12 protein-coding genes and 1 pseudogene are annotated in these 11,969 nt (G+C 43.8%); 8 read left to right on the top strand and 5 right to left on the bottom strand.

Features of this window, described 5'->3' with window-relative positions; translation table 11 throughout:
* Positions 1 to 78: 78 nt before the first annotated feature.
* The 4 genes from KW548_10035 (at position 79) to KW548_10020 (ending at position 2,439) form a co-directional block, all read left to right on the top strand.
* On the top strand, positions 79 to 258 hold the full coding sequence (locus KW548_10035; GenBank protein ID QXX05564.1) for a hypothetical protein: 180 nt from the start codon (positions 79 to 81) through the stop codon (positions 256 to 258).
* Positions 245 to 967: a hypothetical protein gene (locus tag KW548_10030; GenBank protein ID QXX05563.1), complete on the top strand. Its 723-nt coding sequence runs from the start codon at positions 245 to 247 to the stop codon at positions 965 to 967. Before KW548_10035 ends, KW548_10030 begins: the two co-directional genes overlap by 14 nt.
* Positions 964 to 1,992 (top strand): hypothetical protein, encoded by a 1,029-nt coding sequence (locus tag KW548_10025; protein QXX05562.1) that lies wholly within the window; start codon positions 964 to 966, stop codon positions 1,990 to 1,992. Before KW548_10030 ends, KW548_10025 begins: the two co-directional genes overlap by 4 nt.
* A gap of 177 nt (positions 1,993 to 2,169) precedes the next feature.
* Positions 2,170 to 2,439 carry a hypothetical protein gene (locus KW548_10020; GenBank protein ID QXX05561.1) on the top strand — a complete coding sequence of 90 codons (270 nt, stop codon included), beginning with the start codon at positions 2,170 to 2,172 and terminating at the stop codon, positions 2,437 to 2,439.
* 257 nt (positions 2,440 to 2,696) lie between these two features.
* Here KW548_10020 and KW548_10015 read toward each other — a convergent pair whose 3' ends face one another.
* Positions 2,697 to 3,980: a hypothetical protein gene (locus tag KW548_10015; GenBank protein QXX05560.1), complete on the bottom strand. Its 1,284-nt coding sequence runs from the start codon at positions 3,978 to 3,980 to the stop codon at positions 2,697 to 2,699.
* Between the two features lie 602 nt (positions 3,981 to 4,582).
* On the opposite strand from KW548_10015, the gene KW548_10010 reads away from it, so the two are divergent.
* Positions 4,583 to 5,656, top strand: coding sequence for a M23 family metallopeptidase (locus tag KW548_10010; protein ID QXX05559.1), 1,074 nt, complete (start codon positions 4,583 to 4,585; stop codon positions 5,654 to 5,656).
* A gap of 68 nt (positions 5,657 to 5,724) precedes the next feature.
* On the opposite strand, the gene KW548_10005 is transcribed toward KW548_10010, so the two are convergent.
* The gene (locus tag KW548_10005) at positions 5,725 to 6,600 is read right to left on the bottom strand and encodes a LysR family transcriptional regulator (GenBank protein QXX05558.1); all 876 of its coding nucleotides are present in this window, start codon (positions 6,598 to 6,600) and stop codon (positions 5,725 to 5,727) included.
* 112 nt (positions 6,601 to 6,712) lie between these two features.
* Between KW548_10005 and KW548_10000 the strand changes: the two genes are divergently transcribed.
* Entirely contained in the window at positions 6,713 to 7,582 is an 870-nt protein-coding gene (locus KW548_10000; GenBank protein QXX08031.1) for an MBL fold metallo-hydrolase, read from the top strand.
* A gap of 103 nt (positions 7,583 to 7,685) precedes the next feature.
* Here KW548_10000 and KW548_09995 read toward each other — a convergent pair whose 3' ends face one another.
* A complete protein-coding gene (locus tag KW548_09995) occupies positions 7,686 to 8,555 on the bottom strand; it encodes a LysR family transcriptional regulator (GenBank protein QXX05557.1) in 870 nt (289 codons plus the stop codon).
* 106 nt (positions 8,556 to 8,661) lie between these two features.
* Here KW548_09995 and KW548_09990 point away from each other — a divergent pair, with 106 nt between their 5' ends.
* Positions 8,662 to 9,375 carry an AzlC family ABC transporter permease gene (locus KW548_09990; GenBank protein QXX05556.1) on the top strand — a complete coding sequence of 238 codons (714 nt, stop codon included), beginning with the start codon at positions 8,662 to 8,664 and terminating at the stop codon, positions 9,373 to 9,375.
* Positions 9,365 to 9,673 carry an AzlD domain-containing protein gene (locus tag KW548_09985; GenBank protein QXX05555.1) on the top strand — a complete coding sequence of 103 codons (309 nt, stop codon included), beginning with the start codon at positions 9,365 to 9,367 and terminating at the stop codon, positions 9,671 to 9,673. The genes KW548_09990 and KW548_09985 overlap by 11 nt, the downstream gene beginning before the upstream one ends.
* Positions 9,674 to 9,722: 49 nt before the next feature.
* Here KW548_09985 and KW548_09980 read toward each other — a convergent pair whose 3' ends face one another.
* Together KW548_09980 and KW548_09975 are read right to left on the bottom strand one after the other, a co-directional pair.
* Positions 9,723 to 10,298: a hypothetical protein gene (locus tag KW548_09980; protein ID QXX05554.1), complete on the bottom strand. Its 576-nt coding sequence runs from the start codon at positions 10,296 to 10,298 to the stop codon at positions 9,723 to 9,725.
* A pseudogene (locus KW548_09975) lies at positions 10,295 to 11,877 on the bottom strand (FAD-binding oxidoreductase). The gene KW548_09980 and the pseudogene KW548_09975 overlap by 4 nt, the downstream one beginning before the upstream one ends.
* Positions 11,878 to 11,969: the final 92 nt, after the last annotated feature.

Here is an 11,969-nt window from a genome sequence, read left to right as displayed (position 1 = left end):
GTCGGCAAGTTCTCTAGACAACAAGGGCTGGCGTTACTCAATCGGTTAAAACATCAACCTGATGTATTTGAGTACAAGATGGTTGGAGCATCGCTCTATCTATACGTTAAAAACCCTCAACAGCTAAGCCAAGCTCAAAAAGAGACCTTAGCAGAATACCCGCTCTTTGTTCTAGACAAAGAGTATTCATTGGATCTGAGCACATTGAACTCAGGGTTACCATATCAAGAAAAAGAGAAAAGAGATGAAAATAGTTAAGCATCTATGGCTCATCTGCAGTGTCATGTTGAGTTTTCAGGCATTCAGTATGCAAATCAATTCTATGTTTTTGGTTGCTGAAAAAGACGGTAGTGGGATCTATACCATCAAGAATACTAGTGAATATCGCATATTCGTGAATACGTCGATTTCCGCTCTAGACATCATTGATGGAGAGATTAAGTACACTTCTTACACCCGAGATAACCTCAGTGACTGGCGCATTAACTTAAGACCTACGCGGGCGATCATTGATCCAGGATTTGAAAAAGATTTTCGCGTCACTCGGCAGTGTCAAGAACCTTGTCAATCGACTCAAGATGAAGTGTTTAAGATCTCTTTTACTCCCGCGCCCTATTTTGAAGACAATGAGCAACAGACAAAAAATATTCAGATGGTGATAGGATTTGGCTCCATCTACCTTATTCCTGGCAAACCCGACGGGGTTGACTTTGGCGTCAAATATGATGGAAGACGCCTTGAGATGAACAACAGACACAGCACCTTTGTCAACACAACCGTCTCCGCTTGCCCAACCAAGGAGATCACACCAGCGTGCTCACAGAAATTCCAAGTTCTCGCGGGCCGAAAAATTGGAGTCAATCTGGCTGATTTTCTGGCCAATAAACCGCTGGAGATTACGGTCACCACCGTCAACGGCAAACATACTAATACCTATTCACTATCACCAGGAGAGACGATTCAATGAGCAAGTTAGCCGGATTATTGCTCATGCTACTTGTGAGCCTGCCCATCGCGGCACAAGTGCAAGTCAAGGGGCGTCTCAAAGGGGATCAATTCCAATGGTTCAGTGCCGTCGAGGTGACACAACACGGTGGTAGTTTGAAACCCGGCCATGCTAACCTCGCGCCAGCGATCGCCTCAACACTAGAGTGGAAACCCGGCTCTATAACGCAAGCCCCGAAGACCTTGCAACTGACGAGCACAAGCAATAGTGCAATAATACCAATATCTGTTGTCGGGATTGAGTATCAGGTCACTACACAAGCTCCGACACGACAAGATCAGATCACAGGCTCGTGCAGTAAAGATTGGTTCGATGGTCAAGTGATCCGGTTATGGGGAGAGAACTGTCATGCATCAACAGTATTCAAAATGAGTCAAAGCATAAACCCATTTTCATCGGTTCGACCCTTGTTTACCCTTGATGTGGAAAGCATAAAAAGTGCATTGGCTGGTAAACCCAGCGGTGAGTATAAAGGGTTATTGACCTACCACTACAATTTTCAATGGCTTAACCGCTCTGATGTTTGGGTTTTAACCAATGATACTCAAAACGTTATGTTCGTAGTTGACCATCAGGCACCAGAGATCAATAAAATAACGGTGTCCAATCACGATCAACTGCAAACCCGCTACGATATAGTAAATGGATCACCAAACCTTTCAGGAGAAACTCGTTATCAAGTGCTGGTAGAAGGACAGATATTGACAAACTTGCAGTTAAAACTACAGACGCGAGGGCGCCAATATCAACTCGAGGGGCCAAATAACAGCGCCATTCCTTACTCCATCGCCTGCCCTGAATGCAAGGTAACTGAATTAGTCAAAGATGGTCAACTGCTTCAATCCGAAACGCGTATCGCAGGTAGCCAAGCAACCACACAGATCCCTTTCACTATCCGAGTGTTCTTTGATAATACCGACTTGAAGAAATTAGAACGAGGACGATACAGCGATGTCTTTTCGTTGTTAGTTTCTCCTGAGCTTTAATAATCAAGCTCTGACAGCAATGTAACCTTAATATGGTGCACTTCCCTAGTAGTTGCTGTAGAGGGGATTAAAACGAAATTTGGTACTGATATTGTGTTGGATAATAACGATAGCAATTACCTAGATACACTGGCCCTGTTGCCAGAAATGGACAACAATTTTCGGACATGACTTTAAGTGGTTGAACTGTTTCGATTATTCCTGTACTTGGTTGCCATTATTGATTGGTATATATCTTGTCGGTTATTTAACAATATAGATACGAGTTTTTGTATTGAAGCTCTTGAGCAGGCACTTAAGCTGATATCTTCAACTCAGATCAAGGCAGCCATTTTAACTGCACAGGGTTCACACAAAAACGCACTGCCTATGGCGTATGGAGCAACACGGATGGAAGAGGTCGCTGGATCGATAACGTTTTTATCGAACGATGCTGGAGAAGTGTGAAATATGAGGAGGTTTAATTGAAAGCATACACGACACATCGTGAAGCTGAGTTTTAAATCGGCAGCTACATAGTGTTTTATAATGAAGAGCTTAAACATCAAGGGCTCAACGACATAACTCCTGATGAAGCCGACTTCGGCAGAAAGATACGCAGCGTGAGTTGGTTCAGCCGCTTTAAGACATTAGCTTATGTGTCCATCCATTGGGGTCCACTTCTCTAGCCAGACCCCAGCAAAAATTTTTAGCATGTATAATAATTACACCAAATGCTTTTGCACATGGCGTATTCTAAATTTTAAAAAGTCATATATATCGCCTATTTTGCCATGATTTTGTATGGCCCCACCTGTCGCGATAAGAGACATTTCATTAAGAACTCTTTCAATCCTTTTGTAGTTAAATAACTTTATTCTACTTCTTAAGAAATCACGAGCACAATCATCATTAATACAAGCGTAATTGGAGTAAAACGACTTGGCATTCCTTTTCCCTAACGTTGTATTAGCACCAGCTCCTGTGATTCCTCTTATTTTGTGACCAGCCCTCAGTAGCAAACCGTTTGCTTTGCCTGGGGAAAAACGCAACGAGTTAGCCATTATTTTCAAACTTGAGATGTCACCTGAGTTTATATATTCAATGATATTATTCAATGGAAAGCTTGATTCAAAATGATTTTTTTTCTCTTCCCATTTAGACACAATATAGTCATGATCTATTTTACCAAAAACTGTTCTTCCATTTATGGTGCAAAGTCCAATATTTTTGATATGTAGATCATCCTCTACAAGTAAATAGGATAAAAGCACTATGGATAAAAGCCCCATTTCCTTAGGATACTCACATGAGTTAAGTATTTTTTTTACTTCTTTAAAATTAGGTAAAGCTTCTGAGCAAATTCCTATAATATTGTTGTCACCGTCAACCATACATAACGATTTTGATGCTCTATAGCCAATAATTTCTCGCCAAATCTCAGAGTACAGAACTTCCGCTAGTGCATTGGAACGTTCATGCTCAGAAATTTTTTTCCCAAAATAGAGTTTATGAGAGAGGTTATGCTTATACATCACGACAGCATGCGCTGAAGCACTAGCCGTTCCAGATGGCGTTAAATGCTCAACGGGTATAGTAAAGCTATTATCGCGGTTATCACTTGGCAGAAGAACCTTGTTGAGAGATTCAAGCTTATTGTTATATGAACTCTTATATGCATTGCTAACATGGCTCCGTAACGAAGATGAGCTTGATTCTTTACCGCCTCCACTTAGAAGTTTCCGATCATTACGGCAAGAACCGACTCTACTTAATTTATTAGCCAACTTTATTAAATCTGCATCGTTAATGGATTTCTTTATATATGAATCAATGAGTTTCGATAGTTCTTCAATTTCATCGCAAGCTAATATATAGGAACTTAAAATTGTAGCCCTTGATATTTTCTTTTTCCTTGAAATGACAGCCTTTCTTTTCTTGATTGTCATCATATAGTAATTAATAGATTTAATTAGATTTTGTTTGGTATAATTAAGTTTGGCTGACATAAATAACCCTTAAAAATAAACCATTTAAGTACGAAAATTAGCACTAGCCCCTTCAATAGTGACAATCAAATCAATATAGTCCAATGTGGCTTTTTTTCAAGTCGATAGTTCTTTATGTCTAGGCATCCGATACTGATGGTTGAAGAACGACTATCTCGTCAATAATTGAATCTAGATCTCATTTTTATTTTTAAGGCATTGTATCCATTGAACCGAGTTTGGCTCTTTGTTTATACACCCATTTATGTTCCAAGTAACAAGGACTATCACCTTTTCTGGATCCCCCACTCCTCAATCATCAAAGCAAGTTCTGTTCATCCATCTATACAGCGTACGACAAAGCATCATTTTGGCATTAAGTACACGAGTTATTACACTTTCATCAGAGCACGATTTTGCTCTATACAACGGTGATGTATCGAGAATAACTCACCGTATTAGGCTTAAGGCTCACTGGCATTGAGTGCTAGTGGACATCACTTGCAGTGCTGCAATGATTAAGAGAGAAAGTTTACGAGCAGTCGTTCTTCCATGGACTCGCTGTCAGCTCGTAAGTTCACCATGATGGTGCTTGCAAGTATAACAGTTGGCTGGAGAACATTATGAAAACACAACTTGGTACCTTGTTGTTACTGTTTAGTGCGCAAGGGTTCTCACACTCTATTCTACCTGCGATTGACACAGGAAACCTTAACCTCTCCACATTGAAAAAACACAATATTCCGACCTTAATGACAGATCAAGGCTTCGTTTACAGGCCTATAAAGCAACCTTTTTCCATCTCTGATTACTTCGAGAAGAGCTCAAAATGGCTAGTGCTAGAAGAGGAGCTCAATCATTGGAGCGGGGCAATGGGGGTAGATCCTCGAGTGATATTGGTAACGCTGGCAGCATCTCATGATATGCCACTCGCTGACATACTATCTGAGTCCGAGTTAGAACATGTTAGGAGCGAAATTAAACATGTTGCAAACCGTCTCTCTCAACTTTTCTATCACGCAAAGCAACAACCAGAAGCACTAGATAGTGCAGCGACCTTTGCCATTGTGTCATCACTCAAGGATATCCAACAATGGTCTCATTGGCAGACATTGTATTCACAGCGATTTGGAGCCCCGAAGGCAGAGGAAGAAACAAGCTTTGCTTCTCCTCCAGAAATGCAGTGGCCATGGAGGGCTGGATACAACTGGATACCCAATGGCCCACATTCACATACAGGCTCAGGCTATCCGCTCTCGTCAGTTGACCTTTCATATGACTGGCCACGATGGGGAGAACCAACTTATAGTGTCACCGCTGCGCATGAAGGCTACGTTTCCGTGTTTTCTCGTTGCCAACTGAGGGTAACGGCACCAAATGGATGGGCAACAAACTATTACCACATGGACGGGATACAGGTTCAAGATGGGGCTTGGGTGTCCAAAAACCAAAAAATCGGAACCTACGCTAATCAGCGAAACATTGCTTTATGTCAAGGGGGTTCTTCAACAGGGCCACACCTGCACTTTTCGTTGTTGTATAACGGACGTTTTGAGTCACTACAAAATGTTGCATTTGGGCCATACACAATAGACGTAGGCCGCTACAGCTACGATAGCCATTGCAACTACACGTGGATGCTAGATGCGAGAACCAATTCAAAACAATGCTTTTGGTATCGGGTAGATAATCCTTAATATTATACAGCTATCTCTCGATTTCTTTTCGGGAGATAGCTCTAGGTTCATTGAGGCAATAGAGATGTTCAGCTTGCGAGATAATCTTCAAAGAAGTCAATCAGACAACGTACTGTTGGCGACAAATGCTTTCGGGAAGAATACAAGGCATACACCATCATCTGTTGTGGTTTCCATTCTGGAAGTATTTGAACTAGTTTACCACTCGATAAATATTCATCTGCCAAATATCTTGGCTGAACCGCTAAGCCGGCACCACTTAATGCCGCGTGCAATAATACCGTCGCCTCATTCGCTGTCAGCTTACAATGCACCTCTACCGCTTTGTGTTCATCACCTTTAGTCAAGTGCCACACATGCCGCTGGAAATTTTTGTACCCTAAGCACTGAAATCGCGATAAGTCTTCCGGTTTACTCACCTGAACGTTTGCAACATAACTCGGAGAGGCAACAATCACAGAGTCACATACCGCTATCGGCTTACCAATTAAAGAGGGATCTGGGTTAGAAGCAATTCTGACCGCCAAATCGATTTGACTGTCTGCCATGTCTGTCACTGAATCTTGGAGATCGATATCAATACTGACCTTGGGATGTAACTGCATAAACGCAGTAACCGCAGGTATGAGCTGCGAAAAGCCAAACGACATACTGGTCGCCACTCTTACCGTTCCTGTTAGTTCGTCACCAGTATCCGTTGTCGCTGTGAGCTTATCGGCCTGCTCCAACCATTGCTCGACCTGCTTGAGACAAGACTCCCCTGCCGTGGTAAGAGACACTTTGCGGGTCGTCCTATGCAGCAGTCGCACACTCAGCCAATCTTCCATGGCTTCGACATATCGAGTGACCATTGGCCTCGACATATCAAGCCTATCGGCTGTGGCAGTAAAACTGCCCGACTGTGCGACATCGACAAATACTTTAGCAGCGGTAAGTCTATCCATCTATATGTTCGATTTAAGAAACAATGTTGTTAACTTTGAGGTATTTTTCCGGTCAGGTCAATTTCCTATCATCCTCTTGTTCCAACACACAGCCCAGTTAATGGAGAGAATGATGAAAAGACTTACCCTACTTGCTACTTCGATGCTGATCGCGACGAATACTTTGGCAACTGAACAATCAAACCTCACTTTTGATGTTTACAACGCTGACCAAAACAGTTTCCACGTTAATTCAACACTCATTATCGGCGAGAATGAGGTTATGGTTATCGACACTGGATTCACTAAAGCAGATGCACTTCGTATTGCAGCAAAAGTGCTGGATACAGGTAAAACACTGAAAACCATCTTTGTTAGTCAGGCAGATCCTGATTACTATTTTGGTGCAGAAGTACTGCATAGCTTGTTCCCAGAAGCGCAAATCATTACAACGCCTGCTGTAAGAAAAGTTATCGAGGAAAAACTGCCGACCAAGCTTAAGGTATGGGCACCGCGCATGGGCGATAACGCTCCAGTAACACCCTATATTCCAACAGCATACACCGCTTCCAGTTTAACCATTGACGGCCATACCATTGAAATTCATGGTACTGATGGTGATATTGCCCACCGACCTTATCTTTGGATTCCTTCGCAAAAAGCCGTGCTGGGTAACGTTTCAATATATGGCACGAATCTCCATTTGTGGATGGCAGATGCTCAAAGCGATGAAAGCCAAGCGCTTTGGTCCAAACAATTGAAAGAGATTCAGTCACTGAAACCAGAAGTCGTTGTCCCAGGGCATATGATCTCCGGTACAAAACTTGACGCGAGTTCTATTCAATATTCTCAGCAATATCTGCAGGATTTTAAGCAGGCGAAGAGAACAACCAAAAACAGTGAGCAACTGATTGAGAGAATGAGCACTAAATATGGTGAAGCAGCGTTGCCTGTTGCCCTGAGTATTGGAGCGAAAGTCCATAAGGGAGAAATGGAGTGGTAAGAAAGAATGTGTGGTTGGTGCTTCAGCACCGCCACATCAACGGAGATAATTGAAACTCAGCCATATTTCAACCTCTCTCGTACTCTATCGATATGATTACGCTTTAGCGAGCAGACGCCGTTTTCAATGTCTTAACTAGTAAATCATGTAAATAGTCTACAGCTCTGGAGCCTTTGGACGCTTTACTACGATAAACTGCGACTTCCATTGGTTCCAATGGGCCCAATCCATGTTCCAGCCCCAATACCTCGAGGTGCTCTGGCACACTACACTGAGTAAACACCGCTACGGCCAGCCCACTCTCAACCGCTGCAATCTGTCCAGCGACACTTGAACTGTTGTAAACCACTTTATAAGGCCTGCCATGTTGAGCCAACGAGTTGATAGCGCTGCGCCTGGCTAGACTTGAGCTTTCATAAACGGCAATAGGCAAAGTCTCTCTGCGCCAAATTTCAAATTGTGGTGCCCCAACCCAAACCATCGGCTCCTGAAAAAGCAGAGTTCCTCTACTGGCGTTATCTCTTGAAACTAACGTCAAGTCTAGGTCATTGCTCTCAACTCTTGGGATCAGCGAAGTGGACTGCTCACAATCGAGTTCGATTTCAACGCCCGCAAAGCGAGAAGCAAAGTTTCTTAATATCGGTGTTAAATACTCTGCGGCATAGTCTTCGGGTACTCCTAATTTCACCTGACCGACTAACTCATTACCATGAAACGCAGCCTGTGCTTCTGAGTGCAAATCCAGTATACGCCTAGCATAGCCCAATAAAACCTGACCTTCTTCAGTGAGATCTATGTTACGGCTGCCCCTGACGATTAGCCTCCTGCCTGTTGCATTTTCCAATTTTTTCAAATGCATGCTAACAGCCGATTGTGAACGGTGGACACTTGCCGTGGCATTCGATAAAGAGCCTGCGTCTACGATGGCTACAAAACTCTTTAACCAGTCAATTTGCAGATCTTGATTATTCATTATTCGATTTTCGAATGGGTAGTTTCTGAATTATGCGCTTTTCGATTCCATCATTCCAGTTTACTGTTTGATTCACTTTGCATCACTCATAAAAATGGCTAACTCTATGCTCGAAAAAGAATTAAAACTAGAGTATCAATCAGTACAACAAGGCTTTGTCAGCTTACTGCCGATCTCAATATTCGTTGTGGTCTTTGGCACTGCATTTGGGCTTGCGGCCGTTCAGGTCGGGCTGAGCGAATCGTCTGCTTTGTGGATGAGCACGCTGGTTTTTGCTGGCGCATCTCAGTTTGGCGCGTTAGATCTGTGGGGAACGCATGTCCCTATTTTTCCTTTAGCTATCACGATATTTGCCATCAATGCCCGTCACCTTCTTATCGGCGCCACACTGTATCCTCATATTAAAACCATGAAGGCTTTACCACGTTACGGCGTGATGTTACTGGCTTCAGATGCCAACTGGGCGATGTCGATGAAGGCGTTTGCCAGCAACGAGCACTCAAAAGGGCTAGGCATTTTGTTTGGAGGCGGTCTAGCAATATGGATATTCTGGATTATCGGCACTTGGGTCGGTGTTTATTTTGGTAACGCGATTCAAAACCCATCCGCTTATGGCATTGATATGGTGATGGGGTGTTTTCTGCTCACCATGGTGCTCGAAGGTACCAAAGAGAAGGGAACTTACATTATCTGGACGTCTGCTGCCTTCTCTTCTATCGCCGCGTATTTGTATTTGCCAGAGAACGCTCACGTGATTGTTGGTGCCTTAACCGGTGGCATTGCTGGTGTGCTTGTAGGAGAAAAGAAAAATGAACATTGAGACAACGGATCTTGGCACATTGGCGATCATAACGGTAATGACTATCGTCACCATTATTACTCGCTGGGGTGGCATCTATGTGATGTCTTACATTCCCATCAGCCAGCGCGTTCAGCAGTTTATCGCCGCTATGTCAGGCTCAGTGCTAGTCGCGATTATAGCGCCACTGTTTATTACCGGAGACATGGGCGCTAAGGTCTCCTTGCTAGTGACGGCTATTGGCACATTGGCCTTTAAACGACCTCTTACATCCATCACTCTTGGTATCTTGCTGGCAGCTTTGACTAGATCTTTTTAACGGGAATGGGTAGAGAAAGAGCCTTATTTAAGGCTCTTTTAAATTCGAGTTAAGTTGTCGCGGTTTTCAGGTTTCTAAACCACTTTTTAATCGGTTGAGCAATCCAGTATCGTGAAATGAAAAGCCCTATCTGAAACAGAATATACTCACGCCGGCAGTAAAGCATACAGACATAATCAAACTTCTCAGTTGGGCCTTCAAACAAAATATTGGGATAAATGTACTTTTGCCTTTCAGCGACTTTAGGATTACGGGCACCTGACATGAAATAACGCTTCTTCATACGGTACGCATCCCAGCTGGCATATATAAAGACAAAACCGCGCTCAAAATCAGAAAGCTCTCGCTCAACCCAAAGTCCCCCACCTTCAACAATATTGTCCGTGGCATATTGAAGGGAATGCTTTTCCATGTGTTTCGGTAAATCTGCGACATAAACCAAAGGATGGTCGCAGTTGACCGTATACCCTGCACACATCTGCCCTTTTGAGTCGTAAAACGCTCTGACACACGTTCGGCTCTTAAGTTGATCTATATTGCTCGTATTGCCTGATATGGATTGGTAGTGCTTGGCAAACTCCAGAAAGTCACTATCTCTGGAAAGGCGTTTGCTCGATAAGATCATGCTTTACTGTCCTCTGAAAATTTGTAGTAGGCCGCCATCTGATAACGGCCCGGAGAAACAATGTCATCCGGATCAAACGCTGCTTTAATACGACTGCGCAGTTCTAATGCGTCTGGCTCCAGCTCTGACTCACTATTGAATGGCATTTCATCAACGGCACGTCGATAACACGGCCACTGGTAGCGTCGATATAAAGCGCGCAATTTACGTACTAACTCTGTCGCTCTGCTCACTTCATCTGGATTACCGGAGTCGTAGTAAATACTGATAATAGCCTGGCACATGTAAGCATTGACTGCGGTTAGCGTGACACCAAATTCAAACCCTGCTTTGTCAAAAGCTTGTTGTGACAAACGCATACATTTTTCAACCTCTTCGCCAACCATCGGCAACGTTGGTGCAACCCAAAAAAACCGGCCCCATCTTCCACAGGATTCATTTTTGTCGGAATGTTACTACGATAGCGCCAATAGCAACCCTTGAGTGCCAAGTCTTTAGGGTTCCCCTCTAGCATATCCATCATCTCAGTAAACTCATTGAGACTATTCTGCAAGCGCTGGTACACGGGCAAGCGTCCAAGCAAGCGACTGGCACTGATTGCTATTTGGTTGATTTGTTTCAGCTTTGCCAAGCTAACTACATTGACTTTAGCAATGGGTTTAAGTAGTGCTTTTACCCGCGCGGCTTTTGCTTTTGCTACTGCCGTGGTGCCTGGTATAACAAAAGCACCCGACCAAGAAGATAAATTGTATTGATTACACAGCGATTCAATATCTTCTTGGTTCGCACCATCATTCGTGCTCCATTTGGTAAAATCGAATCGTTCCATCATAGTGAGCATTCGGTAGGTGTTACCTAAGTGAGGCAAACCATCAATGCTGCCTTCTGATTTCAGGCGGCGCATGATATCGATATACGCAGGTAAGTCACTTGCGCTTTTCAGGCGCACTAAACAACGCAAGCTCGCTTCTGGCCTTAGCATCAGTTCGAACTTCATTTTGCTGATCACGGCAATATTGTTCTGAGTGAACAACTCGTGAAGATTGGCAGCAAGGCCAGCTCGACCACAATATCGCGCGCTCTGGTTTAGCTTCATCACCTTGCCATTGGCTAAGATTAATTCGCTGATCATGAAGTGCTGGCTTCGGTTGCCAACAGGGCCGTGACCAAACCCTCTCTCCAATATATTCCCCATCAGGCTGGTATCTGGCCCTGCTCCCGTGCAATCCAGCATCCATGGCGTATGTTTAAGATATGCGGACACTTGGCCTTGTGTTGCCCCCGGCTCGACCTCAATCACTCCAAGCTCTTCATCAAAGCTCAGTATTCGATTCATTCCACTAAGATCAAGCAAAGTACAACCATCACTGGCAGGCGTTTTGTAACCATAGCCCCAGTTGTTGCCTTTACCAACGGGATAAACAGGCCGTTTTTTTAAGTACGCCTGTTCAATAACTTGCTGCAACTCCATGCCATTTTGAGGCTGAAGAATTTGCGGGACGATGCGCGAATGATGGCCAAGGCCACTGCGCAATTCGATTGGCTGATGCAAATCAACCTGTTCCACAACAGATGACACGTGTAGCTCCTTTACTGGTGAATAATACGGCTATCAAGGCGTTACTTGATAGCTTTGTCTGCTGTTTCAATTAGGGGCAGGATTATCTCAGC

It is taken from the genome of Vibrio neptunius (assembly GCA_019339365.1).
GTDB classification, from domain to species: domain Bacteria; phylum Pseudomonadota; class Gammaproteobacteria; order Enterobacterales; family Vibrionaceae; genus Vibrio; species Vibrio neptunius.
Note: the sequence above shows the minus strand (reverse complement) of the source record. Positions and strands in the feature narration are given on the sequence as shown.